The sequence below is a fragment of the Pseudomonas entomophila genome (assembly GCF_029193575.1).
Classification (GTDB): Bacteria; Pseudomonadota; Gammaproteobacteria; order Pseudomonadales; family Pseudomonadaceae; genus Aquipseudomonas; species Aquipseudomonas entomophila_G.
This window is the reverse complement of the sequence record NZ_JARGCS010000031.1, coordinates 44639-68321: the sequence shown is the minus strand read 5'-3', so window position 1 is coordinate 68321 and position 23683 is coordinate 44639. Positions and strand designations below refer to the sequence as shown.

General features: G+C 64.2%; 26 protein-coding genes. All 26 read left to right on the top strand.

Annotated elements, in window-relative coordinates:
* The first annotated feature begins 153 nt into the window (after positions 1–153).
* The 26 genes from P0Y43_RS14460 (at position 154) to fliR (ending at position 23682) form a co-directional block, all read left to right on the top strand.
* Positions 154–1089: a ketoacyl-ACP synthase III gene (locus P0Y43_RS14460; RefSeq protein ID WP_275637935.1), complete on the top strand. Its 936-nt coding sequence runs from the start codon at positions 154–156 to the stop codon at positions 1087–1089.
* A 350-nt stretch (positions 1090–1439) separates the two neighbouring features.
* Positions 1440–2282: a flagellin domain-containing protein gene (locus P0Y43_RS14455; protein ID WP_275637934.1), complete on the top strand. Its 843-nt coding sequence runs from the start codon at positions 1440–1442 to the stop codon at positions 2280–2282.
* A gap of 72 nt (positions 2283–2354) precedes the next feature.
* Entirely contained in the window at positions 2355–2714 is a 360-nt protein-coding gene (locus P0Y43_RS14450; protein WP_275637933.1) for a flagellar protein FlaG, read from the top strand.
* An 80-nt stretch (positions 2715–2794) separates the two neighbouring features.
* Positions 2795–4213, top strand: coding sequence for a flagellar filament capping protein FliD (fliD, locus tag P0Y43_RS14445; protein WP_275637932.1), 1419 nt, complete (start codon positions 2795–2797; stop codon positions 4211–4213).
* A 133-nt stretch (positions 4214–4346) separates the two neighbouring features.
* On the top strand, positions 4347–4742 hold the full coding sequence (fliS, locus tag P0Y43_RS14440; RefSeq protein WP_275637931.1) for a flagellar export chaperone FliS: 396 nt from the start codon (positions 4347–4349) through the stop codon (positions 4740–4742).
* Positions 4743–4758: 16 nt separating this feature from the next.
* A complete protein-coding gene (gene fliT / locus P0Y43_RS14435) occupies positions 4759–5055 on the top strand; it encodes a flagellar protein FliT (protein ID WP_275637930.1) in 297 nt (98 codons plus the stop codon).
* A 167-nt stretch (positions 5056–5222) separates the two neighbouring features.
* A complete protein-coding gene (gene fleQ, locus P0Y43_RS14430) occupies positions 5223–6698 on the top strand; it encodes a transcriptional regulator FleQ (RefSeq protein WP_275637929.1) in 1476 nt (491 codons plus the stop codon).
* A gap of 111 nt (positions 6699–6809) precedes the next feature.
* A complete protein-coding gene (locus P0Y43_RS14425) occupies positions 6810–8027 on the top strand; it encodes a sensor histidine kinase (RefSeq protein ID WP_275637928.1) in 1218 nt (405 codons plus the stop codon).
* Entirely contained in the window at positions 8027–9397 is a 1371-nt protein-coding gene (locus P0Y43_RS14420) for a sigma-54-dependent transcriptional regulator (RefSeq protein ID WP_275637927.1), read from the top strand. Before P0Y43_RS14425 ends, P0Y43_RS14420 begins: the two co-directional genes overlap by 1 nt.
* Positions 9398–9502: 105 nt before the next feature.
* Positions 9503–9835, top strand: coding sequence for a flagellar hook-basal body complex protein FliE (gene fliE, locus P0Y43_RS14415; RefSeq protein WP_275637926.1), 333 nt, complete (start codon positions 9503–9505; stop codon positions 9833–9835).
* Positions 9836–9849: 14 nt separating this feature from the next.
* Positions 9850–11628, top strand: a complete 1779-nt coding sequence (gene fliF, locus P0Y43_RS14410; protein ID WP_275637925.1) for a flagellar basal-body MS-ring/collar protein FliF — start codon at positions 9850–9852, stop codon at positions 11626–11628.
* Positions 11621–12640 (top strand): flagellar motor switch protein FliG, encoded by a 1020-nt coding sequence (fliG, locus tag P0Y43_RS14405; protein ID WP_275637924.1) that lies wholly within the window; start codon positions 11621–11623, stop codon positions 12638–12640. Before fliF ends, fliG begins: the two co-directional genes overlap by 8 nt.
* 108 nt (positions 12641–12748) lie before the next feature.
* On the top strand, positions 12749–13504 hold the full coding sequence (gene fliH, locus P0Y43_RS14400) for a flagellar assembly protein FliH (protein ID WP_275637923.1): 756 nt from the start codon (positions 12749–12751) through the stop codon (positions 13502–13504).
* Positions 13494–14852: a flagellar protein export ATPase FliI gene (gene fliI / locus P0Y43_RS14395; protein WP_275637922.1), complete on the top strand. Its 1359-nt coding sequence runs from the start codon at positions 13494–13496 to the stop codon at positions 14850–14852. The genes fliH and fliI overlap by 11 nt, the downstream gene beginning before the upstream one ends.
* A 6-nt stretch (positions 14853–14858) precedes the next feature.
* On the top strand, positions 14859–15311 hold the full coding sequence (fliJ, locus tag P0Y43_RS14390) for a flagellar export protein FliJ (RefSeq protein WP_275637921.1): 453 nt from the start codon (positions 14859–14861) through the stop codon (positions 15309–15311).
* Positions 15312–15471: 160 nt separating this feature from the next.
* Positions 15472–15777 (top strand): STAS domain-containing protein, encoded by a 306-nt coding sequence (locus tag P0Y43_RS14385; protein ID WP_275637920.1) that lies wholly within the window; start codon positions 15472–15474, stop codon positions 15775–15777.
* Between the two features lie 7 nt (positions 15778–15784).
* Positions 15785–17476 carry an ATP-binding SpoIIE family protein phosphatase gene (locus P0Y43_RS14380; protein ID WP_275637919.1) on the top strand — a complete coding sequence of 564 codons (1692 nt, stop codon included), beginning with the start codon at positions 15785–15787 and terminating at the stop codon, positions 17474–17476.
* Between the two features lie 61 nt (positions 17477–17537).
* Positions 17538–17885, top strand: coding sequence for an Hpt domain-containing protein (locus tag P0Y43_RS14375; RefSeq protein WP_275637918.1), 348 nt, complete (start codon positions 17538–17540; stop codon positions 17883–17885).
* A gap of 72 nt (positions 17886–17957) precedes the next feature.
* Positions 17958–19289, top strand: coding sequence for a flagellar hook-length control protein FliK (locus P0Y43_RS14370; RefSeq protein ID WP_275637917.1), 1332 nt, complete (start codon positions 17958–17960; stop codon positions 19287–19289).
* A gap of 128 nt (positions 19290–19417) precedes the next feature.
* Entirely contained in the window at positions 19418–19915 is a 498-nt protein-coding gene (gene fliL, locus P0Y43_RS14365) for a flagellar basal body-associated protein FliL (RefSeq protein WP_275637916.1), read from the top strand.
* Between the two features lie 10 nt (positions 19916–19925).
* Entirely contained in the window at positions 19926–20894 is a 969-nt protein-coding gene (fliM, locus tag P0Y43_RS14360) for a flagellar motor switch protein FliM (protein ID WP_275637915.1), read from the top strand.
* 46 nt (positions 20895–20940) lie between these two features.
* Positions 20941–21405 carry a flagellar motor switch protein FliN gene (fliN, locus tag P0Y43_RS14355; protein ID WP_275637914.1) on the top strand — a complete coding sequence of 155 codons (465 nt, stop codon included), beginning with the start codon at positions 20941–20943 and terminating at the stop codon, positions 21403–21405.
* Positions 21406–21852 (top strand): flagellar biosynthetic protein FliO, encoded by a 447-nt coding sequence (gene fliO / locus P0Y43_RS14350; protein ID WP_275637913.1) that lies wholly within the window; start codon positions 21406–21408, stop codon positions 21850–21852.
* Complete coding sequence (gene fliP / locus P0Y43_RS14345; RefSeq protein ID WP_275637912.1) at positions 21852–22607, top strand: flagellar type III secretion system pore protein FliP; 756 nt, start codon at positions 21852–21854, stop codon at positions 22605–22607. The genes fliO and fliP overlap by 1 nt, the downstream gene beginning before the upstream one ends.
* Before the next feature lie 21 nt (positions 22608–22628).
* Entirely contained in the window at positions 22629–22898 is a 270-nt protein-coding gene (fliQ, locus tag P0Y43_RS14340) for a flagellar biosynthesis protein FliQ (protein ID WP_275637911.1), read from the top strand.
* Positions 22899–22905: 7 nt separating this feature from the next.
* A complete protein-coding gene (fliR, locus tag P0Y43_RS14335; protein ID WP_275637910.1) occupies positions 22906–23682 on the top strand; it encodes a flagellar biosynthetic protein FliR in 777 nt (258 codons plus the stop codon).
* Position 23683: the final 1 nt, after the last annotated feature.

The following is a 23683-nucleotide window of genomic DNA, read 5'->3' as shown; positions in this document are numbered from 1 at the left end:
AATGTGGTCTTTGAGTGCGCGACGTGACTTGGCAGTCGAAACGCGCATCTTTAATCTATTGAGTCAGCGGGCAAGACCGTCACCACGGTGCGCAGGGCCAGCCACCAGGGTCTGCAGTCCGCGAATATTCGCCATGTCTATCGGGAAGCCACAATGATTGGCATCAAAAGCATCGCCAGTTACGTACCTGTCGAAGGCGTCGACAACTACGCCCAGGGTGCGAAATTCGGCAAGGACCAGGATTTCATCTTCGGCAAGATCGGCTCCACCTTCCTGCCGCGCAAGGAGGCCGCCCAGGAAACCTCCGACCTGTGTGTCGAGGCGGCCCGGACATTGTTCGCTGCCAATCCAGCCCTCGATCCGGCCGCCATCGATGTCGTCATCGTCGTGACCCAGAACGGCGATGCCGAGGGGTTGCCGCATACTGCCGCGATCGTCCAGCACAAGCTGGGCCTGTCGACCCAGGTCGCCGCCTTCGATGTTTCGCTCGGCTGCTCGGGCTATGTCTATGGTCTGTACGCGATGAAGGGCTTCATGGAAGCCACGGGTCTGAAAAATGGCCTGCTGATCACCGCTGACCCGTATTCGAAGATCGTCGACCCCGAAGATCGCAACACCACCATGCTCTTCGGCGATGCTGCCACCGCCACCTGGATGGGCGAGGGCGCTGCCTGGCGATTGGGCAAGTCGCTGTTCGGCAGCGACGGTGCCGGTGCCGAGCACCTGCGCACCACCGAAGGCAAGTTCTACATGAACGGCCGCCAGGTCTACAACTTCGCCCTGGTCAAGGTGCCGGCGCATCTTGCGCAGCTGCTCGAGGCCAGCCAGCTGAAGGCTGCCGACATCGACCTGTTCTGCCTGCACCAGGGCAGCGCGGCGATCGTCGACGCGGTCTCGCAGCGCTTCGAGGAGGGTGAGCACAAGGCCCGCTTCGTCAAGGACATGCTGGAGACTGGCAACACGGTGTCGTCGAGCATTCCGCTGCTGCTGGAGAAGCACGTGATCGGCTCGCGTAACAAGCGTGTCGTGCTCAGTGGCTTTGGGGTTGGTCTGTCGTGGGGCTCGGCGGTTATCGAACGCGTCGATTGACCTCGACTCCTTGGAAGGCATTAAAGAAGGCGCTGCCCGGTTTCCGGTCAGCGCTTTCTTTATTTTGCGGTGATGCAATGCCATCGACTGTCGCAAGCCCCGGGTGTCGCTAGCAGGCCAGCTCCTGCGGGATTTGCAAAATGGTTGCGCCCCCGGCGGCCTGGGTGTTGGTTTTCTGGCGTCAAACCCTTGATTTCATTGGGGTGGCAGAGCGCCAGTAAAAAAATTCTGAAAAGCCCTAAAGCAAACCGCCCCGACGACGATAACCATTACGAAGGTTCTCTAGGCCACACACCCGGCGAATTGCCAAGGCCGGAAGCCGTAGTACCCAATCCAACGAGGAATTCGTCATGGCTTTGACCGTTAACACCAACACCACCTCTCTGGGCGTTCAGAAAAACCTGAACCGTGCTTCCGACGCGCTGAGCACCTCGATGACCCGTCTGTCCTCCGGCCTGAAAATCAACAGCGCCAAAGACGACGCCGCCGGCCTGCAGATCGCTACCCGCATGACCTCGCAGATCCGCGGTCAGACCATGGCGATCAAAAACGCCAACGACGGTATCTCCATCGCCCAGACCGCTGAAGGCGCGATGCAAGAGCAGACCAACATCCTGCAGCGTATGCGTGAACTGGCCGTTCAGTCGCGAAACGACTCGAACAGCGAGAAAGATCGTGAAGCACTGAACAAAGAGTTCAGCCAAATGTCTTCCGAGCTGTCGCGTATCGCCAACAGCACCCAGCTCAACGGCAAGAACCTGCTGAACTCCGGCATCACCATGACCTTCCAGGTCGGTTCCGAGAGCGGTTCCAACAACCAGATCTCCATCACCCTGGCCGACATGACTGCTGCGACCCTGGGTGTGGACAGCGGCACCATCGCCATTTCCGGTGCTGACGCCGACATCAACGCCAACTTCAGCGCCGCTCTGAGCGCGATCGACAACGCTCTGCAGAGCATCAACTCGACTCGTGCCGACCTGGGTGCCGCCCAGAACCGTCTGACCAGCACCATCAACAACCTGCAAAACATCAACGAGAACGCCGAAGCTGCTCGTGGCCGTGTACAGGACACCGACTTCGCTGCTGAAACTGCCCAGCTGACCAAGCAGCAGACCCTGCAGCAAGCTTCGACTTCGGTTCTGGCCCAGGCCAACCAGCTGCCATCGGCAGTTCTGAAGCTGCTGGGCTAATCTGCCTGATAGCTTGTGGCGGGGGAGTGCTCTGCGGGCACTTCCTCGCCTTTTCGTTACGAGGTGGTGGATATGGACATGAGCGTCAAGTTGAACCTGTCTTATCCGGTCGCACGCCCGGCCGAGCAGGTTACCGACAAGCCGGTTACCCGACCGACGGAAGTTTCTGCTGATAGCGAGAAGAAAGAACCTGTCAATCGGGTCGACGATGCCGACAAGGTCAAGAAAGCCGTCTCGGAGATCGAAAAGTTCCTTAAAGAGACCCAGCGCAATCTGGAGTTCTCCACTGACGAGGAATCCGGCAAGATCGTGGTCAAGGTCATCGCCAGCGAGACCGGCGAGCTGATCCGGCAGCTTCCTTCCGAGGAGGCGTTGCGCATCGCCCATAGCTTGAGCGATGTCAAGAGTGTGTTGTTCGACGCCAAGGTCTGAGCGGCGAAGAGCATCAACCCAAATGATTCATGTCAGCCTTGCAGGAGCAGGGGTGACGCTTCAACGAGAGGGACCGCAGCATGGCAAGCCCGATTATTCCTTCCACTGGCCTGGGGTCAGGCCTTGAGATCGGCAAGATCGTCGAGGCGCTGGTTACTTCCGATACCGCCGCGAAGCAGGCGCAGATCAAGCGCCAGACCAGCAACAACAGTGCGATGATCTCGGGTATCGGCTCCCTGCGCAGTGCCCTGACGGCGTTCCAGGACGCCATGAAGAAGCTGAACGACAAGAACGCGCCCTCGTTCAGTGCCTTTGCCGCCACCTCGGGCAACGAGGCGGTGGTCAAGGTCAAGTCGAACAACACTGCTGTGGCGGGTAACTACGACATCATCGTCGATAAGTTGGCCACCAGTTCCAAGGTCGCCAGCCAGCAGTTCGCCGGTGGCGCATCCAGCGCCATCAGCGAAGGCGAGATGACCATCAGCCAGGGCGGCAAGACGTACACGGTCAATATCGCCAGCGGCGCGACGTTGCAAAGCGTGCGTGACCAGATCAACAAGGAAATGGCTGCGAACAACATTTCCGCGAACATCGTCAACGAGGCGGGTGGCTCGCGCCTGGTGTTCAGTTCCACGAAGACAGGGGCGGGCACTGACATCTCGGTCAGCGGCATCCCTGAGCTGGCCATCGATGGCACCCAGCAGATCTCCGGCTCCGGTGCGGGTTACATCACCGCGTTGGCGCAGGATGCCGAACTGAGCATCGACGGTTTGAAGATCACCAGCGCCTCGAACACCGTCGACAAGGCGATCAGTGGCATGACCCTGGAGCTTACGGGTGTCAGCCCGACGCCGAGCGGCGGTGGGCCGAAGACGTCCACCAAGCTCACCGTGGCGGCGGACAACGATGGCCTGAAGAAGAACATCCAGAGCTTCGTCGATGCCTACAACGCCTTGCAGAAGGCCGTCACTTCGCTGACGTCCACCAGCAAGGACGCCAATGACAATACCGTGTTGGGCCCGTTGACCAACGACCCTACCACCCGTTCGCTGCTCAGTGACGTCCGTGGCGTGCTCAGTCAGGCGGGAGGTACCGGTCAGTTGACCAGCCTTAGTCAGCTGGGTATCAACACCACCAAGGACGGTACCTTGGAGTTCAACAGCGTCAAGTTCACCGCGGCGATGAACGACAAGAAGCTGGGCGGCGACGTACAGACCCTGTTCACTGGCGAAGGCGGTATCTTCGAGCGGATGAACGCTGCGATCGACCCGTACAATCGCACCGACGGTAGCCTGGCATCGCGCAAGTCGAACCTGGACAAGGTGGCCAAGAACCTGAGCGATCAGCAGGCCGCCCTCGACCGCCGCACCGCGTCGCTGACCGAATCACTGACCCGCAAGTACGTCGCGCTGGATACCGCCCTGGGCAAGATGAAAGCCCAGGCCAACCAGATCAACTCGATCTTCGAGGCGCTCAACGCGCAGCAGAAGAACGGCTGATCCCGCGGTTGTGACACAGGCCCGGTGGCGTCATATTGGCGCCCCGGGCCTTTTGTCTTGCCGCTAAAGTTTTCCGCCATGGCGGCGATACAGCAGGTATACGCAACCTATTTTGCTGCAACGAGGTAGATCCATGAACCCGATGTTGGCCCTTCGGCAATACCAGAAAGTCAATGGCGTGGCGCAGACGTCCGAAGCCAGCCCGCACCGCCTGGTGCAGATGCTCATGCAGGGCGGCCTCGATCGCCTGGCCCAGGCCAAGGGCGCCATCGCGCGCAACGACATCGCACAGAAGGGCATTCTGATCGGCAAGGCCATCGACATCATTGGTGGCCTGCGTGAAGGGCTGGACCTGGAAAATCATGCCGACAGCCTGACGGATCTGGATAACCTCTACCAATACATGAGTCGTCGTCTGATCGAGGCGAACGTCAACAGTGACCCAGCGATCATCGATGAGGTCGCCCGTCTGCTGATCACCGTCAAGGAAGGTTGGGACGCGATCGGCGAACAGGCGCCGGCGGTGTAAGGCCAGGAGAGTTGCCATGAGTGAAGTGATCGAGCGTATCGAGCAGACCCGTGAAGCCTTGCTGGCGGCGTTGGCCAGTCGCGACTGGGACGCGGTCGGCGAGCTCGATCTGGAGTGCAGGCTGTGCGTGGAGGATGTTCTGGCCGAAGCGCTGGACAACGAAGCGGCAGTGCGGGGTAGTCTGGAGGAGTTGCTGGGCGTCTACCGGCGGTTGATTGAGGTTGCAAGTGGTGAACGTCAATCGATTGCCGACGAGATGGCGCAGATACGTCAGGCGAAAAACGCGGCAAAGGTTTACCATCTGTTCAGCTGACGCTGGATGAATGCAAAAAGCTTCGCGCCATAAATTTGACTATGGGCCGTTTTTTGACTTAACTAGTGGCTGTTTTCGAAATTCAGACGTCCGAACACTGACCATTCAGTCGGAATGATGTCGAGAACGCCTGCGGGCGCCGATATGACTAGGGAAGTTGCTATTGAATGTGGCGTGAAACCAAGATCCTCCTGATCGATGACGACAGCGAACGCCGCCGCGATCTGGCGGTGGTCCTGAATTTTCTCGGCGAAGAGAACCTTTCCTGCTCGAGCACCGATTGGCAGCAGGCGGTCGAGGCATTGTCTTCGAGTCGGGAAGTCCTCTGCGTGCTGATCGGCACGGTGAACGCACCGGCAGGGGTCTTGGGCCTGCTTAAGACAGTGGCTGCCTGGGACGAGTTCCTTCCCGTTCTGCTTCTGGGTGAAATTTCTTCTGTGGAGTTCCCGGAAGACCTTCGCCGCCGCGTGCTCTCCAACCTGGAAATGCCGCCGAGCTACAGCCAGTTGCTCGATTCGCTGCACCGTGCCCAGGTCTACCGCGAAATGTACGACCAGGCCCGCGAACGCGGCCGCCAGCGCGAGCCTAACCTGTTCCGCAGCCTGGTCGGCACCAGCCGGGCGATCCAGCATGTGCGCCAGATGATGCAGCAGGTGGCCGATACCGACGCCAGCGTGCTGATCCTCGGCGAGTCCGGCACCGGCAAGGAGGTGGTGGCGCGCAACCTGCACTACCACTCCAAGCGCCGTGAAGCGCCGTTCGTGCCGGTGAACTGCGGGGCGATCCCGGCGGAGTTGCTGGAGAGCGAGCTGTTCGGTCATGAGAAGGGCGCCTTTACCGGGGCGATCACCAGCCGTGCCGGGCGTTTCGAGCTGGCCAATGGCGGCACGCTGTTCCTCGACGAGATCGGCGACATGCCGCTACCGATGCAGGTCAAGCTGCTGCGTGTGCTGCAGGAGCGCACTTTCGAGCGGGTGGGCAGCAACAAGACCCAGAGCATCGACGTACGGATCATTGCCGCGACCCACAAGAACCTCGAGACCATGATCGAGGAGGGTACCTTCCGCGAGGACCTGTACTACCGCCTCAACGTCTTCCCCATCGAGATGGCCCCCCTGCGCGAGCGGGTGGAGGACATCCCGTTGCTGATGAACGAGCTGATCTCGCGCATGGAGCACGAGAAACGTGGCTCGATCCGCTTCAATTCGGCGTCGATCATGTCGTTGTGTCGCCACGGCTGGCCGGGCAACGTGCGCGAGTTGGCCAACCTGGTGGAGCGCATGGCGATCATGCACCCCTATGGCGTGATCGGTGTCGCTGAGCTGCCGAAGAAATTCCGCTACGTCGATGACGAGGACGAGCAGTTGGTCGACAGCCTGCGTACCGACCTTGAAGAGCGCGTGGCGATCAATGGCCATGCGCCGAACTTCGCCAACCACGCCATGTTGCCACCCGAAGGCCTGGACCTGAAGGACTACCTGGGCAGCCTGGAGCAGGGCTTGATCCAGCAGGCGCTGGACGATGCCAACGGCATCGTTGCCCGTGCCGCCGAGCGCCTGCGCATCCGCCGCACCACCCTGGTGGAGAAGATGCGCAAGTACGGCATGAGTCGACGCGACGGCGAGGAACAGGCGGAAGACTGAAGTGCCTGGGGCCGCTTGGCGGCCCCAGTGCTTTTTGGTGTCCGGCACGCCCTTTGCTTCACCGCAGGCAACATACCGTTTTTATGACGGTTGGCCACGCGAGAGAGCACGATGCCCCAGTTCGCCCAGATTTCCCGAGCCGCCGACCCACAGGGCAGCACCCCGGTCGAGCAGGAAAGCCGCCAGGGCCTGGAGCAGGCCTTCGCCCTGTTCAACCAGGTGTCTTCCCAGCTCAGCGAGTCCTACAACATGCTGGAAGCGCGGGTCAGCGAGCTCAAGGGCGAGTTGGCGGTGGTCAGTGCCCAGCGCATGGCCGAACTGGATGAAAAGGAGCGTCTGGCCAATCGTTTGCAGAACCTGCTCGACCTGCTGCCAGGTGGGGTGATCGTCATCGATGGCCAAGGCCGGGTGCGCGAGGCTAACCCGGCGGCCGTGGAGTTGCTGGGTGAGCCGTTGGTAGGCGAGCTGTGGCGTCAGGTGATCGCCCGCAGTTTCGCCCCGCGCAAGGACGACGGCCATGAAGTGTCGCTGCGCGATGGCCGGCGCCTGTCCATCGCGACCCGTTCGCTGGATGCCGAGCCCGGGCAACTGGTGCTGCTCAACGACCTTACCGAAACCCGCCGCCTGCAGGATCAGTTGGCGCGCCACGAGCGCCTGTCGTCACTGGGTCGCATGGTCGCCTCGCTGGCCCATCAGATCCGCACCCCGTTGTCTGCCGCGATGCTCTACGCCAGTCACCTGGCCGACGAGCAGCAACAGCTGCCTGAACAAACCCGCCTGCGCTTCGCCGGCAACCTCAAGGAGCGCTTGCACGAACTGGAGCACCAGGTGCGCGACATGCTGGTGTTCGCCCGTGGCGAGCTGCCACTGGGTGACCGCCTGACGCCCAAGGCGCTGTTCCAGGCCTTGCAGCAGGCCGCCCAGTCTCACGTGCAAGGGCACTCGGTGCGTTGGCAGTGCGACACCCACCTGGGTGAGTTGCTGTGCAACCGCGACACCCTGGTCGGCGCCTTGCTCAACCTGATCGACAACGCCCTGCAGGCCAGTGCCGAGCCTGCGCGCCTGAAGGTGCACCTGTACCGCCGTGGGGCGAGCGTGCACCTCTGCGTCACCGATGCCGGCAGCGGTATCGAGGCGTCGTTGCTGGCACGCCTGGGCGAGCCGTTCCTCACGACCAAGGCCACCGGCACAGGTCTGGGGGTGGCGGTGGTCAAGGCCGTGGTGCGTGCGCACCAAGGTGATCTGCAACTGCGTTCGAAGGTCGGGCGTGGCACCCGTGTGCGCGTTGTGCTGCCGCTGATCGATGCGCAACCGGCGCAGGAGGCGTAATGCTCAAGGTATTGTTGGTAGAGGACGATCGGGTCCTGCGCCAGGCGCTGTCCGACACCCTGGAGATCGGTGGCTTCGATTACCGTGCCGTGGGCAGTGCCGAAGAAGCATTGGAGGCGGTGAGCGCCGACATCTATGGCCTGGTGGTCAGCGACGTGAACATGCCGGGCATGGACGGTCACCAGTTGCTGGCGCAACTGCGCCGCCACCACCCGCAACTGCCGGTGCTGCTGATGACCGCCCACGCGGCGGTGGAGCGCGCGGTGGAGGCCATGCGCCAGGGCGCGGTGGATTACCTGGTCAAGCCCTTCGAGCCCAAGGCCTTGCTCAGCCTGGTCGAGCGCCATGGCGCAGGGCGGGCGGCAGGTGAAGAGGAGGGGCCGGTGGCGTTCGAGCCGGCCAGTCGACAGTTGCTGGAGTTGGCCGCACGGGTGGCGCGCAGCGATTCCACGGTGCTGATCTCCGGCGAGTCGGGCACCGGCAAGGAAGTGTTGGCGCGCTACATCCACCAGCGGTCGGCGAGGGCGGCGCAGCCATTCGTGGCGATCAACTGCGCGGCGATTCCCGACAACATGCTCGAAGCCACCCTGTTCGGCCATGAAAAGGGCGCCTTCACCGGTGCCATCGCCGCCCAGGCCGGCAAATTCGAGCAGGCCGAAGGGGGCACCCTGCTGCTCGACGAGATCTCGGAAATGCCCCTGGGGCTTCAGGCCAAGCTGCTGCGCGTGCTGCAGGAGCGCGAGGTGGAGCGGGTCGGTGGGCGCAAGCCGATCGCCCTGGACATTCGCGTGCTGGCCACCACCAACCGCGACCTGGCTGGCGAAGTCGCTGCCGGGCGCTTCCGTGAAGACCTCTACTACCGCCTGTCGGTATTTCCACTGGCCTGGCGCCCACTGCGCGAGCGCAGCGCCGATATCCTGCCGCTGGCCGAGCGCCTGCTGGCACGCCATGTGGGCAAGATGAAGCATGCCCCGGTACGACTCAGCGTCGAGGCGCGCGCGTGCCTGCAGGGCTATGCGTGGCCGGGCAACGTGCGTGAGCTGGACAACGCTTTGCAGCGGGCGCTGATCCTGCAGCAGGGCGGGGTGATCGAGGCGGCGGATTTCTGTCTGGCGGGCGTCATTCCCTTGGCGAATGCAAGGAATGATGTCATTGAGCCATCATCCTCTGAAACGCCCGCCGAGTCCAGTGGCCTGGGCGATGACATGCGCCGCCACGAGTTCCAGATGATCATCGATACCTTGCGCGCCGAGCGCGGCCGCCGCAAGGAGGCCGCCGAACGCCTGGGCATCAGCCCGCGCACCTTGCGCTACAAGCTGGCGCAGATGCGTGACGCGGGGTTTGACGTCGAAGCCAGCCTGTACGGCTGAAACACAGTTTTCAAGGGAGTTGCCGGGGGCTGGCATTTTTGTTGCTAGCTCTGGGTATCCGCCGCATGAGCGTCAAGAAAATGCGGCCGCCGGAGAGAGAAGTTCATGAGCCAAGGTGTTGAATTCAATCGTCTGATGTTGGACATGCGCGCCATGCAGGCCGACGCCATGTCGCTGCCCAAGGTTTCCGCCGCGCCGGAACTGGCGCCAGGGCAAAGCAGCTTCGCCGACATGCTCGGCCAGGCCATCAACAAGGTCAGCGATACCCAGCAGGCCTCCAGCCAGCTGGCCAACGCCTTCGAGATCGGCAAGGGTGGCGTCGACCTCACCGACGTGATGATCGCCTCACAGAAAGCCAGTGTGTCGTTCCAGGCCCTGACCCAGGTGCGCAACAAGCTGGTGCAGGCGTACCAGGACATCATGCAGATGCCGGTTTGAGGACGAATTGAGTCATGGCCGAAGCAGTCGTCGATAACGCCCCCGCCAAGAGTGGCCCGCCCGTGGCCAAGCCACCGCTGTTCGGCATGGCGTTCCTGGAAAACATCTCGCAGATGCCCATGCTGCGTCAGGTCGGCCTGCTGGTCGGGTTGGCCGCCAGCGTGGCGATCGGTTTCGCCGTGGTGCTGTGGTCGCAGCAGCCGGACTACCGGCCGCTTTACGGCAGCCTGGCCGGGATGGACACCAAGCAGGTCATGGAAACCCTGGCCGCGGCCGACATCCCCTATACCGTCGAGCCGAACTCCGGCGCCTTGCTGGTCAAGGCTGACGATATTTCCCGCGCCCGCCTGAAACTGGCCGCCGCGGGCGTCGCGCCCAGTGACGGCAACATCGGTTTCGAGATCCTCGACAAGGAACAGGGCCTGGGCACCAGCCAGTTCATGGAAGCCACCCGCTATCGGCGCGGCCTGGAAGGCGAACTGGCGCGCACCATCTCCAGCCTGAACAACGTCAAGGCCGCCCGCGTGCACCTGGCGATTCCGAAAAGTTCGGTGTTCGTGCGCGACGAGCGCAAGCCCAGCGCCTCGGTGCTGGTCGAGCTGTTCCCGGGCCGTGCCCTGGAAGCCGGGCAGGTCATGGCCATCGTCAACCTGGTGGCGACCAGCGTGCCGGAGCTGGACAAGTCCCAGGTCACCGTGGTCGACCAGAAAGGCAACCTGCTCTCCGACCAGCTGCAAGACACCGCGCTGACCATGGCCGGCAAGCAGTTCGACTACAGCCGCCGCATGGAAGGCCTGCTGACCCAGCGCGTGCACAATATCCTGCAACCGGTGCTGGGCAACGACCGCTACAAGGCGGAAGTGTCCGCCGACGTCGACTTCAGCGCCGTGGAGTCCACCTCCGAGCAGTTCAACCCCGACCAGCCGGCCCTGCGCAGCGAGCAGTCGGTCAACGAACAACGCTCCAGCAGCCAGGGCCCGCAAGGCGTGCCGGGCGCGCTGAGCAACCAGCCGCCGACCGGCGCCAACGCCCCGGAAAACGCCACCACCGCCGCGTCGGCCGCAGGTGCCATTCAGCCTGGCCAGCCACTGGTCGACGCCAACGGCCAGCAGATCATGGACCCGGCCACGGGCCAGCCGATGCTGGCGCCGTACCCGGCCGACAAGCGCACCCAGAGCACCAAGAACTTCGAACTGGACCGTTCGATCAGCCACACCCGCCAGCAGCAGGGTCGCCTGACCCGCCTGTCGGTGGCCGTGGTGGTCGACGACCAGGTCAAGCTCGACGCCGCCACCGGCGCCGCCACCCGTGCGCCGTGGGGGACCGAGGACTTGGCGCGCTTCACCCGACTGGTGCAGGACGCCGTAGGCTTCGATGCCAGCCGTGGCGACAGCGTGACCGTGATCAACGTGCCGTTCGCCGCCGACCGTGGCGAGGAGCTGGCCGACATTCCGTTCTACTCGCAGCCGTGGTTCTGGGACATCGTCAAGCAGTTGCTGGGTGTGCTGTTCATCCTGGTGCTGGTGTTCGGCGTGCTGCGTCCGGTGCTCAATAACATCACCGGCGGCAACAAGAGTGCGGCCAGCGACAGCGACATGGAATTGGGCGGCATGATCGGCCTGGATGGCGAGCTGGGCAACGACCGCGTCAGCCTCGGCGGCCCGAGCAGCATCCTGCTGCCAAGCCCGAGCGAAGGCTATGAGGCGCAACTGAACGCAATCAAGGGCCTGGTGGCCGAAGACCCGGGCCGCGTGGCCCAGGTCGTGAAAGAGTGGATCAACGCCGATGAGTGACAACCGAGCCGTTACCGCCAAGCTGAGCCGCGTCGACAAGGCGGCGATTCTCCTGCTGTCCCTGGGCGAGACCGACGCGGCCCAGGTGCTGCGCCACATGGGGCCCAAGGAAGTGCAGCGGGTCGGCGTGGCCATGGCGCAGATGGGCAACGTGCACCGCGAGCAGGTCGAGCAGGTGATGAGCGAGTTCGTCGAGATCGTCGGCGACCAGACCAGCCTGGGCGTTGGCTCCGACGGCTACATCCGCAAGATGCTCAACCAGGCCCTCGGCGAGGACAAGGCCAACGGCCTGATCGACCGCATCCTGCTCGGTGGCAACACCAGCGGCCTGGACAGCCTCAAGTGGATGGAGCCGCGCGCCGTGGCCGATGTCATCCGTTACGAGCACCCGCAGATCCAAGCCATCGTGGTCGCCTACCTCGACCCCGACCAGGCCGGTGAGGTGCTGAGCAACTTCGACCACAAGGTGCGCCTGGACATCGTCCTGCGCGTGTCGTCGCTCAATACCGTGCAACCGGCGGCGCTCAAGGAGCTGAACCAGATCCTCGAGAAGCAGTTCTCGGGCAACTCCAACGCCGCGCGCACCACCCTGGGTGGCATCAAGCGCGCCGCCGACATCATGAACTTCCTCGACAGCTCCGTGGAAGGCCAGCTGATGGATTCGATCCGCGAGATCGATGCCGACCTGTCCGAGCAGATCGAAGACCTGATGTTCGTTTTCAACAACCTGGCCGACGTCGACGACCGAGGCATCCAGGCGTTGTTGCGCGAGGTGTCCTCGGACGTGCTGGTGGTGTCGCTCAAGGGCGCCGACGAGAAGGTCAAGGACAAGATCTTCAAGAACATGTCCAAGCGTGCCTCGGAGCTGCTGCGTGACGACCTCGAGGCCAAGGGCCCGGTGCGCGTCAGCGACGTGGAGACGGCGCAGAAGGAAATCCTCACCATCGCCCGGCGTATGGCCGAGGCCGGCGAGATCGTGCTCGGCGGCAAGGGCGCCGAGGAAATGATCTGACGCCGAGATTGATGCCGACGCCACCCCTGGAGGCGCGGGGCAAGCCCGCTCCTGCAGGAGGGCGGCGCGCTCGCTCCCCTTGCAACCGGTTTTCGAGTACCCGAACGCATGTCCACGAAAGAACACCCCAGCGACCTGATCCGCGCCCGCGACCTCGAGGGCGTCGACGTCTGGGCTCTACCCAGCTTCGACCCGGAACCTGAGCCCGAGCCGGAGCCTGAGGTTGTCGAGGAAGAAGTCGAGGAAGTGCCGCTGGAGGAAGTCCAGCCGCTGACGCTCGAAGAGCTCGAAGCCATCCGCCAGGAGGCCTACAACGAAGGCTTTGCCACCGGCGAGCGCGAGGGTTTTCACAGCACCCAGCTGAAGGTGCGCCAGGAGGCCGAAACGGCACTGGCCGCCAAGTTGGCCAGCCTCGAGCAACTGATGAGCCACCTGTTCGAGCCCATCGCCGAGCAGGACACGCAGATCGAGAAGACCCTGGTGCATCTGGTCGCGCACATCACCCGCCAGGTGATCGGCCGCGAGTTGCGCAGCGACTCCAGCCAGATCACCCATGTGCTACGCGAGGCCCTGAAGCTGCTGCCGATGGGCGCCGACAATATCCGCATCCACCTTAATCCGCAGGACTTCGAACAGGCCAAGGCCCTGCGCGAGCGTCACGAGGAAAGCTGGAAGCTGCTCGAAGACGAAGCCCTGCTGCCCGGCGGTTGCCGCATCGAGACCGCCCACAGCCGTATCGACGCGACCATGGAAACGCGCATGGAGAAAGCCGTGGCGCAGCTGTTCGACCAGTTGCACGACCAGGCCCTGCACCCGGCCGCGCCGGACCTGTCCATCGACCTGGACGCAACAGATGCGCCTTGACCGCACCAGCTTCGCCAGGCGCCTGGGCACCTACGCCGAGGCGGTGAAGCTGCCCGAACAGCCAGTGGTCGAAGGCCGGCTGTTGCGCATGGTCGGCCTCACCCTGGAGGCCGAGGGCCTGCGCGGCGCGGTGGGCAGCCGCTGCCTGGTGATCAACGACGACAGCTACCACCCGGTGCAGGTCGAGGCCGAAGTGATGGGCTTTGCCGGTTCCAAGGTGTTCCTCATGCCGGTCGGCAGCATCGCCGGTATCGCCCCGGGCGCGCGCGTGGTGCCGCTGGACGACAGCGGCCGCCTGCCCATGGGCATGAGCATGCTCGGGCGAGTGCTCGACGGTGCCGGCCGCGCCCTGGACGGCAAGGGCGGTATGCGCGCCGAAGACTGGGTGCCGATGGACGGGCCGATCATCAACCCGCTCAACCGTGACCCGATCAGCCAGCCGCTGGATGTCGGCATCCGCAGCATCAATGGCCTGCTCACGGTCGGCCGTGGTCAGCGCCTCGGCCTGTTCGCCGGTACCGGTGTCGGTAAGTCGGTACTGCTGGGCATGATGACGCGCTTCACCGAGGCCGAGATCATCGTGGTCGGGCTGATCGGTGAACGGGGGCGCGAGGTGAAGGAGTTCATCGAGCACATCCTCGGCGAGGAAGGGCTCAAGCGCTCGGTGGTGGTGGCGTCCCCGGCGGACGACGCCCCCCTGATGCGCCTGCGTGCGGCGATGTACTGCACGCGCATCGCCGAATACTTCCGCGACAAGGGCAAGAACGTGCTCCTGTTGATGGATTCGCTGACCCGTTTCGCCCAGGCCCAGCGCGAGATCGCCCTGGCCATCGGCGAGCCGCCGGCCACCCGTGGCTACCCGCCATCGGTGTTCGCCAAGCTGCCCAAGCTGGTGGAGCGCGCCGGTAACGGCGAGCCGGGTGGTGGCTCGATCACCGCGTTCTACACCGTGCTGTCCGAAGGCGACGACCAGCAGGACCCGATCGCCGACTCGGCGCGTGGCGTGCTCGACGGCCACTTCGTGCTGTCGCGGCGCCTGGCGGAGGAGGGGCATTACCCGGCCATCGACATCGAGGCGTCGATCAGTCGGGTGATGCCGCAGGTGGTGGACCCCGACCACCTGCGCCAGGCGCAGAAATTCAAGCAACTGTGGTCGCGCCTGTCGCAGAGCCGCGACCTGATCAGCGTGGGCGCCTACGTGGCCGGCGGGGACCCGGAAACGGACCTGGCGATCGCTTTGCAGCCGAAACTGGTGGGCTTCCTGCGCCAGGGGCTGGACGAGAACGTCGGCATGGCGCAGAGCCGCGAAGAACTCGGCGCGGTGTTCGCCCCCGCGGCGGGCGGCTGATAGACCATGGCCCAGCCCACGCGAGCCGCGCGTCTGGCGCCGGTGGTGGAGATGGCCGAGGAGGCCGAGCGCAAGGCCGCTCAGCGCCTGGGGCATTTCCAGCAGCAGGTGAACCAGGCCTTGGCCAAGCTCGCGGAGCTGGAGCGCTTTCGCGAGGACTACCAGATGCAGTGGATCGACCGCGGAGGGCAGGGGGTCAATGGCAGTTGGCTGGTCAACTACCAGCGTTTTCTCGGGCAGCTGGAGACAGCCATGACCCAGCAGCGCCAGAGCTTGAGCTGGCACCAGACCAACCTCAACAACGCGCGCGACACTTGGCAGCAGGCCTATGCCCGTGTGGAGGGGCTGCGCAAGCTGGTGCAACGCTACCTGGAAGAGGCGCGGCGGGCCGAAGACAAGCGTGAGCAGAAACTGCTCGACGAGTTGAGCCAGCGCTTGCCACGCCAGGGGCATCTGTAGTCTGCGAGGCCCTATCGCGGGACAAGCCCGCTCAGGTGCACCCTTGTCATTGAGCGCGGCGCTGCCCCTGCATGCTCCATGATGGCGTCCTTGCAGCCCACCCCATCGACTGCTAAACCTTCAAGAGTCCGCATTCGCCATCACCGAAGGAATCGCACGCATGGCAGTCGAATCTGATTTTTCGCAGGACGGGAAAAAGCTCACGATCAAGGTCAAGGGGCGCTTCGATTTTGGCAAGCACCAGGAGTTCAGGGACGCCTACGAACGCCAGCACCCGACCCCCGACTCGGTCGTGGTCGACCTGAAGGACGCCACCTACCTGGACAGCTCGGCGCTGGGCATGTTGCTGCTGCTACGCGACCATATCGGCGGCGAGGAGGCGGATATCCGCGTGGTGCACGCCAGCCCCGATGTGCGCAAGATCCTCGCCATCTCCAACTTCGAAAAGCTCTTCGATATCAGCTGAGCCGCCGATGTCAGCCGAATTCGCGCTGCGCGTGCTGGTCGCCGAGGATGGCGCGGCCGACCGCCTGCTGCTTGCGCAGATAGTGCGGCGCCAGGGCCATGAGGTGTTCACTGCGGAAAACGGCGAGCAGGCCGTTGCGCTGTTCGCCGAAAAACGCCCGCAGCTGGTGCTGCTCGATGCTCTGATGCCGGTGATGGACGGCTTCGAGGCGGCGCGGCGGATCAAGGCGCTGGCCGGCGAGGCGTTGGTGCCGATCATCTTCCTCACCTCGCTCAATGAAGAAGACGCCCTGGTGCGCTGCCTCGAAGCTGGCGGCGACGACTTCATGGCCAAGCCCTACAGTGCGGTGATCCTCAACGCCAAGATCCGCGCCATGGACCGCCTGCGCCGGCTGCAAGCCACCGTGCTGGAGCAGCGCGACGAGATCGCCCGTCACCACCACCACTTGCTCAATGAGCAACGGGTGGCCAAGGCGGTGTTCGACAAGGTTGCCCACTCCGGTTGCCTGAGCTCGTCGAACATCCGCTACCTGCAGTCGCCCTATGCGTTGTTCAACGGCGACTTGTTGCTGGCAGCGTTCACTCCCTCGGGCGACATGCACGTGCTGCTCGGCGATTTCACCGGCCACGGCCTGCCGGCGGCGGTCGGCGCCATGCCGCTGGCCGAGGTGTTCTATGGCATGACCGCCAAGGGCTACGGGCTGGTGGAAACCTTGCGCGAGATGAACGCCAAGCTCAAGCGCATCCTACCGGTCGATATGTTCTGCTGCGCGCTGCTGCTCAGCCTGAGCTTCCAGCGCGGTACCGTGGAGGTGTGGAACGGCGGCATGCCCGACGGCTATCGCTTGTCCGCTGCCGGCGAAGTGCTTGCGACCCTGCCTTCGCGGCACTTGCCCCTGGGCATCCTCGGCGCCGAGCAGTTCGACGACGGCACCGAGGTGATGCCGTTGCAGGCGGGTGAACGTTTGTTCCTGCTGTCCGATGGCGTGGTCGACACCGGTGATGCCCAGGACCAACTGTTCGGTGTCGAGCGCCTGCAGCGGGTGTTGCAAGCCAATCGTGACCCGGCGCAGTTGTTCGAGGAGGTGATGCAGGCGCTGGCGCGTTTCGGTGGCAGCCCGCGCGATGACATCAGTCTGTGCGACATCCATATGCTCGCGCCCCAGCAGATGGCGCCGCTGCCTGTGGTCTATTCCGACAGCGGGCGCTCCAGCCCCCTGGATTGGTCGCTATCCTTCGAGATGCGGGCCGACAGCCTCAAGCGTTTCAACCCGGTGCCTTATCTGGTCCAGTTGTTGCAGGAAATCCACGGGCTGCGCCCGTTGGGCGGGCTGTTGCACAGCGTGCTCAGCGAGCTGTACTCCAATGCCCTGGAGCACGGTGTGCTGGGTCTGGATTCCCGGCTCAAGCGCGATGCCCATGGTTTCGCTGTCTACTACAGTGCGCGCAAGCAACGTTTGGCGCGGTTGGACGAGGGTTTGGTGCGCATCGACCTGAAAGTGGAACCGGTCGGGAGGGGCGGGCGTCTGATGATCGAAGTGCGCGACAGTGGCGCAGGTTTCGACGTGGCCAGGATGCTGGCGCGGCCGATCCAGGAACAGGGTTTCAGCGGTCGTGGGCTGAACCTGGTGCGGCGTCTTAGCCCGCAGGCCGAGTGGTTGGATGGTGGTCGCCGGGCGCGGGTGGTATTCGTCTGGTAAAGGGCCTGGTGAGCCGCGCGAAGCGCTCAGGCATAATCGAGCTTGATCAAGGAGTGAGCAAGTGACTGACATGCATATCGATCACAAGGTCCTCAACGACTTGCAGGAGGTCATGGAAGATGGCTACCTGCAACTGCTGGAAACCTTCCTCGAGGACTCCGAGCGGCGCCTGAACCAGTTGCACGAGGCCAAGGATGCCGCCGAGCTGGGCCTGGCAGCCCATAGCTTCAAGGGCAGTAGCAGCAACATGGGCGCTGTCGGCCTGGCCAGCCTGTGCCAACAGCTGGAAGACCGCGTGCGCCAACAGCCGCTGTACGGCATCGAAGACCTGATCAACCGCATCGACCAGGAATTCCTCGAAGTCCAGCGCTTCTACCGCAGTGAACGGCAGCGGGTTTCCGCCAACTAGTTCACAAACTGGCGCGAGTTTTGCCTGTCTTGGTTCCAGACGCTTTTTCGTTTCTGGCGCGGAGACCTTTACATGCCTGTCGCATCCAATCCATTGCTGCAAACGGGGCTGGCGAACGCGCCGTCGCGCGCCCCGGCCAACACCCCGGACAAAGCCCTGCAAGCCCCGGCCAGCCAGGGCGGGGGCTTCGGCCAGGTGATGGCCAAGCAAGCGCGTGACAACGCCCCGGCACGCGACGACAAGGTCCCCCAGGCCAAGCCCAAGGACAAGCCCGACGTGGCCCAGGGCGGCAAGAAGAGCGATGACGGCTCGGCCCCGGTTGCCGATGACGGCAACAAATTGCCAGTCGCCGATGCCAGTGACAGTGGCGATACCCCGCCCAGTGACGACGGCACCTCGCTCGATGCCAGCCTGGTGGCTGGCCAGGTCACCGATTCCCTGCCCGGCGCTCAGTTGATCCAGGCCCAGGCAGAGGCGGTCGCTCCCGTCCTGCAGGCTGCCGTGCAACCGCCGCCCCCGGCGCCGGCACCGACGCTGCCCGCACCAACGGCAGCCGAGGCGTCACCGGCCGAAGCCTTCGACCCTGAAGCCGATCCACTGGCCAACCTGCCGACCCTGCGCCTGGCCCTGGAGCAGAGCGCCCAGGCCAAGGGCACCACCTCTGCTCACGCCAGCACGCGCAGTGAGAGCAATCAGCAGCCCCCGACCGACAGCGCCGCTAGCCAGTCCAGCGTCAATCCGTTGGCGAGCCTGATCGAGAAGCCTCAGGCCGAGGCGGGGCAGTCCGACAAGGGTGAGCAAGCGTTTTCCGAACTGCTGGGTGACGGCCTCAAGGATGTGAAGAACGCCGCCAGCGACACCCGTGTCGATGACTTCGCCAATCGCCTGGCCAACCTGACCCAGGCGGTCACCCCGAAAGCCGTCCACGTGACGCCACCGAGCAATCCGCTGAACCAGCCGTTGCCGATGAACCAGGGCGCCTGGACCGAGGGCTTGGTGAACCGGGTGATGTACCTGTCCAGTCAGAACCTCAAGTCGGCCGACATCCAGCTGGAGCCGGCCGAGCTGGGGCGTTTGGACATCCGCGTCAATGTGGCGACGGACCAGTCCACCCAGGTGACCTTCATCAGTGGTCACGCGGGCGTGCGCGATGCCCTCGACAGCCAGGTGCACCGCCTGCGCGAGCTGTTCGCCCAGCAGGGCCTGGCACAGCCTGACGTCAACGTTGCCGATCAGTCTCGCGGGCAACAGCAGCAGGCCCAGCAGGGCGGGTCGAACCTTTCCGGCATCGCCGCGCGGCGTGCGGCCGAGGGCGGCGGGGAGGCCGGTGAGCTGGGCGACGCCACGCGACCGGTGGAGCAGCAGGTGGTCATCGGTGACAGTGCGATCGACTATTACGCCTGAGGCTGCGTCGGTTTCATCGCGGGCTGGCCCCGCGATAGCGTCATCCGCTCCTCCGCAAAATTTGGCATAACACTTGCTCAAGCCACGTCATCCTCCTAGAAACCCCCGATGGACGACGGATTATTGGCATGGCGAAGAGCGAAGCAGTCAAAGACCCCGCCACTAAAGGCAAACTCAAGCTGATCCTCCTGCTGGTGCTGGCCTTGCTGCTGGCGGTTGGCCTGTCGGTGGGCGCGACCTGGTTCATCATGCACAAGAGCGAGCCGGCCCCCGCGCCCGAGGCCACCCAGGCCAACGTCAAGGCTGCGGCGATCTATGAGCCCCTGGCCCCGGCGTTCGTGGTCAACTTCAACCAGAACGGCCGCCAGCGCTACATGCAGGTGAGCATCACCCTGCAGGGGCGTAGCCAGGCCGACCTGGATGCGCTCAAGGTGCACATGCCGGTGATCCGCAACAACCTGGTGATGATGTTCTCTGGCCAAGGCTTCGACACCCTGGCCAGCAGCGCCGTGGGCCAGGAGATGCTGCGCCAGAAGGCCACCGCGGTGGTCCAGGAAGTGGCGCAGAAGGAAGTCGGCAAGCCGGTCATCGACCAGTTGCTGTTCACCAATTTCGTATTGCAGTAGGAGCACCTCGATGGCCGTGCAGGACCTGCTGTCCCAGGATGAGATCGATGCCCTGTTGCATGGCGTCGACGATGGGCTGGTGCAAACCGAGAGCGCTGCCGAGCCCGGCGGCGTCAAGAGCTACGACCTGACCAGCCAGGACCGGATCGTCCGGGGGCGCATGCCGACCCTGGAGATGATCAACGAACGTTTCGCCCGCTACACCCGCATCAGCATGTTCAACCTGCTGCGCCGCTCCGCCGACGTGGCGGTCGGTGGCGTGCAGGTGATGAAGTTCGGTGAGTACGTGCATTCGCTGTACGTACCGACCAGCCTCAACCTGGTGAAGATCAAGCCACTGCGCGGCACTTCGCTGTTCATCCTTGACGCGAAGCTTGTGTTCAAGCTGGTGGACAACTTCTTCGGTGGTGACGGCCGCCACGCCAAGATCGAGGGGCGCGAGTTCACGCCGACCGAGCTGCGCGTGGTGCGCATGGTCCTGGACCAGTGCTTCGTCGACCTCAAGGAAGCCTGGCAGGCGATCATGCCGGTGAACTTCGAGTACATAAACTCCGAGGTCAACCCGGCCATGGCCAACATCGTCGGCCCCAGCGAGGCGGTGGTGGTGTCGACCTTCCACATCGAGCTCGACGGCGGTGGCGGCGACCTGCACGTGACCATGCCGTACTCGATGATCGAGCCGGTGCGCGAGATGCTCGACGCCGGTTTCCAGTCCGACCTGGACGACCAGGACGAGCGCTGGGTCAAGGCCCTGCGCGAAGACGTGCTGGACGTCAGCGTGCCGGTCTCGGCCACCGTTGCCCGCCGCCAGCTGAAGCTGCGCGACATCCTGCACATGCAGCCGGGCGATGTGATTCCGGTCGAGCTGCCCGAACACCTGGTGCTGCGCGCCAACGGCGTGCCGTCGTTCAAGGCGCGGCTGGGTTCGCACAAGGGCGCCCTGTCGCTGCAGATCATCGACCCGATCGAACGCCGCTGACGGCGCGTCGGTCGCAACCCCGAATTGAATGCCTGTCGAGGACACTATGGCTAACGAAAACGAGATCACTTCCCCGGAAGAACAGGCGCTGGCCGACGAGTGGGCCGCAGCCCTGGAAGAGACCGGTGATGCCGGCCAGGCCGACATCGACGCGCTGCTGGCCGCCGACGCCCGCTCCTCCGGCGCCGGTCGCCTGCCGATGGAAGAGTTCGCCAGCTCGCCGCGCCCCAACGAGATCGTCTCGCTGGAAGGCCCGAACCTGGACGTGATCCTGGACATCCCGGTGAGCATCTCCATGGAAGTGGGCAGCACCGAAATCAGCATCCGCAACCTGCTGCAACTGAACCAGGGCTCGGTGATCGAGCTCGACCGCCTGGCCGGGGAGCCGCTGGACGTGCTGGTCAACGGCACGCTGATCGCCCATGGCGAAGTGGTGGTGGTCAACGAGAAGTTCGGCATCCGCCTGACGGACGTGATCAGCCCCAGCGAACGTATCAAGAAGCTGCGCTGAATGAAGCGCCTGATGCGGGCCGCGACGGCCCTGGGTGCGTTGCTGGCCAGCGAAGTGGCGCTGGCCGCCGCCGAACCTGCCGCCGCCGTGTCGGCCAGCCCGGTCGGGCTGGGGGGGCAGTTGGCGCAGATGGCGTTCGGCCTGTTGTTGGTGGTGGGCCTGATCTTCGGTCTGGCCTGGCTGCTGCGGCGCATGCAGGTGGCCGCACCGCGGGGCGGGCAGTTGATCGAGATCGTCGGCAGCCGCGCCATCGGCCCGCGTGACCGATTGCTGCTGGTGCAGGTCGGCAAGGAGCAGATCCTCATCGGCCACAGCCCCGGCACCATCGAAACCCTGCACGTGATGGCCGAGCCGGTGGAGGTGCCCGCCGGTGCCCGCCAGGCCGCGCCGGAATTCGCCCAGCGGCTGCTCGAGCTGATGGGCAAGGACCAGAAGGACAAGCAGTGATGACCGGCGCGCCGCGCTTTCTGTTGACCCTGGCGCTGCTGTTGGCCGCGCCGCTGGCCCTGGCCGCCGACCCGCTGTCGATCCCGGCGATCACCCTGTCCAGCGGGCCGAACGGCCAGCAGGAGTACTCGGTCAGCCTGCAGATCCTGCTGATCATGACGGCGCTGAGCTTCATCCCGGCGTTCGTCATCCTGATGACCAGCTTCACCCGCATCATCATCGTCTTCTCCATCCTGCGCCAGGCCCTTGGCCTGCAGCAGACACCGTCGAACCAGTTGCTCACCGGCATGGCGCTGTTCCTCACCATGTTCATCATGGCGCCGGTGTTCGACCGCGTGAACAAGGACGCCCTGCAGCCGTACCTGAGCGAGCAGATGACGGCCCAGCAGGCGATCGACAAGGCCCAGGGGCCGCTGAAGGACTTCATGCTGGCGCAGACCCGGCAAAGCGACCTGGACCTGTTCATGCGCTTGTCCAAGCGCACCGACATCGCCGGGCCCGACCAGGTGCCGCTGACCATCCTCGTGCCGGCGTTCGTCACCTCCGAGCTGAAAACCGCGTTCCAGATCGGTTTCATGATCTTCATCCCGTTCCTGATCATCGACATGGTGGTGGCCAGTGTGCTGATGGCCATGGGCATGATGATGCTGTCGCCGCTGATCATCTCGCTGCCGTTCAAGATCATGCTGTTCGTGCTGGTCGATGGCTGGGCGCTGATCATGGGCACCCTGGCCGGCAGTTTCGGCGGCGTCTGACGCCCTCAAGGAGAGTTGCCCATGACCCCTGAAGTTGCCGTCGACCTGTTCCGCGAGGCGCTGTGGATGACCACCCTGATGGTCGCAGTGCTGGTGGTGCCGAGCCTGCTGATCGGCCTGGTGGTGGCGATGTTCCAGGCTGCCACGCAGATCAACGAACAGACCCTGAGCTTTCTGCCGCGCCTGCTGGTGATGCTGGTGACGCTGATCGTCGCCGGGCCGTGGCTGGTGCAGAAGTTCATGGAGTATTTCATTAGCCTGTACACCAGCATCCCGCAGTTGATCGGTTGACACGACCATGCTGGAGCTGAGCAACGCACAGATCGGTACCTGGGTGGCCGCCTTCATGCTGCCACTGTTCCGCGTGGCGGCGTTGATGATGACCATGCCGATCATCGGCACGCGCATGTTGCCGGCGCGGGTGCGCTTGTACGCGGCGGTGGCCATCACCGTGGTCATCGTGCCGGGCCTGCCGCCGTTGCCCGAGTTCGAACCGTTGAGCCTGCGCGGCCTGCTGCTGTGCGCCGAGCAGATCATCGTCGGGGCGCTGTTCGGGTTGTCGTTGCAGATGCTGTTCCAGGCCTTCGTGATTGCCGGGCAGATCGTCGCGGTGCAGATGGGTATGGCCTTCGCCTCGATGGTCGACCCGGCCAACGGCGTCAACGTAGCGGTGATCAGCCAGTTCATGACCATGCTGGTGAGCGTGCTGTTCCTGTTGATGAACGGTCATCTGGTGGTGTTCGAGGTGCTCACGGAAAGCTTCACCACGCTGCCGGTAGGCCATGCCCTGGTGGTCGCGCATTTCTGGGAGATCGCCGGGCGCATGACCTGGGTCCTGGGTGCGGGGTTGCTGTTGATCCTGCCGGTGATCGCGTCGCTGCTGGTGATCAACATCGCCTTTGGCGTGATGACCCGCGCGGCGCCTCAGTTGAACATCTTCTCCATCGGCTTCCCGCTGACCCTGGTGCTGGGCATGGGCATCTTCTGGATCGGCTTGGCCGATATTCTTCCGCATTACCAGGCCCTGGCCAGCGAAGCGCTGCAGTGGCTGCGTGAACTGGCACGGGCGCGCTGAG

Bases quoted from the DNA above. Each gene is read 5' to 3' on its own strand.
- fliP (WP_275637912.1), top strand. From the start codon at position 21,852: ATGACCGGCGCGCCGCGCTTTCTGTTGACCCTGGCGCTGCTGTTGGCC.
- fliS (WP_275637931.1), top strand. From the start codon at position 4,347: ATGAACCCGATGTTGGCCCTTCGGCAATACCAGAAAGTCAATGGCGTG.
- P0Y43_RS14380 (WP_275637919.1), top strand. From the start codon at position 15,785: ATGTCAGCCGAATTCGCGCTGCGCGTGCTGGTCGCCGAGGATGGCGCG.
- P0Y43_RS14385 (WP_275637920.1), top strand. From the start codon at position 15,472: ATGGCAGTCGAATCTGATTTTTCGCAGGACGGGAAAAAGCTCACGATC.
- fliT (WP_275637930.1), top strand. From the start codon at position 4,759: ATGAGTGAAGTGATCGAGCGTATCGAGCAGACCCGTGAAGCCTTGCTG.
- fleQ (WP_275637929.1), top strand. From the start codon at position 5,223: ATGTGGCGTGAAACCAAGATCCTCCTGATCGATGACGACAGCGAACGC.
- fliL (WP_275637916.1), top strand. From the start codon at position 19,418: ATGGCGAAGAGCGAAGCAGTCAAAGACCCCGCCACTAAAGGCAAACTC.
- P0Y43_RS14455 (WP_275637934.1), top strand. From the start codon at position 1,440: ATGGCTTTGACCGTTAACACCAACACCACCTCTCTGGGCGTTCAGAAA.
- fliJ (WP_275637921.1), top strand. From the start codon at position 14,859: ATGGCCCAGCCCACGCGAGCCGCGCGTCTGGCGCCGGTGGTGGAGATG.
- P0Y43_RS14425 (WP_275637928.1), top strand. From the start codon at position 6,810: ATGCCCCAGTTCGCCCAGATTTCCCGAGCCGCCGACCCACAGGGCAGC.
- fliO (WP_275637913.1), top strand. From the start codon at position 21,406: ATGAAGCGCCTGATGCGGGCCGCGACGGCCCTGGGTGCGTTGCTGGCC.
- P0Y43_RS14420 (WP_275637927.1), top strand. From the start codon at position 8,027: ATGCTCAAGGTATTGTTGGTAGAGGACGATCGGGTCCTGCGCCAGGCG.
- fliM (WP_275637915.1), top strand. From the start codon at position 19,926: ATGGCCGTGCAGGACCTGCTGTCCCAGGATGAGATCGATGCCCTGTTG.
- fliN (WP_275637914.1), top strand. From the start codon at position 20,941: ATGGCTAACGAAAACGAGATCACTTCCCCGGAAGAACAGGCGCTGGCC.
- fliH (WP_275637923.1), top strand. From the start codon at position 12,749: ATGTCCACGAAAGAACACCCCAGCGACCTGATCCGCGCCCGCGACCTC.
- fliF (WP_275637925.1), top strand. From the start codon at position 9,850: ATGGCCGAAGCAGTCGTCGATAACGCCCCCGCCAAGAGTGGCCCGCCC.
- fliG (WP_275637924.1), top strand. From the start codon at position 11,621: ATGAGTGACAACCGAGCCGTTACCGCCAAGCTGAGCCGCGTCGACAAG.
- fliD (WP_275637932.1), top strand. From the start codon at position 2,795: ATGGCAAGCCCGATTATTCCTTCCACTGGCCTGGGGTCAGGCCTTGAG.
- fliE (WP_275637926.1), top strand. From the start codon at position 9,503: ATGAGCCAAGGTGTTGAATTCAATCGTCTGATGTTGGACATGCGCGCC.
- P0Y43_RS14450 (WP_275637933.1), top strand. From the start codon at position 2,355: ATGGACATGAGCGTCAAGTTGAACCTGTCTTATCCGGTCGCACGCCCG.
- fliQ (WP_275637911.1), top strand. From the start codon at position 22,629: ATGACCCCTGAAGTTGCCGTCGACCTGTTCCGCGAGGCGCTGTGGATG.
- P0Y43_RS14460 (WP_275637935.1), top strand. From the start codon at position 154: ATGATTGGCATCAAAAGCATCGCCAGTTACGTACCTGTCGAAGGCGTC.
- fliI (WP_275637922.1), top strand. From the start codon at position 13,494: ATGCGCCTTGACCGCACCAGCTTCGCCAGGCGCCTGGGCACCTACGCC.
- fliR (WP_275637910.1), top strand. From the start codon at position 22,906: ATGCTGGAGCTGAGCAACGCACAGATCGGTACCTGGGTGGCCGCCTTC.
- P0Y43_RS14370 (WP_275637917.1), top strand. From the start codon at position 17,958: ATGCCTGTCGCATCCAATCCATTGCTGCAAACGGGGCTGGCGAACGCG.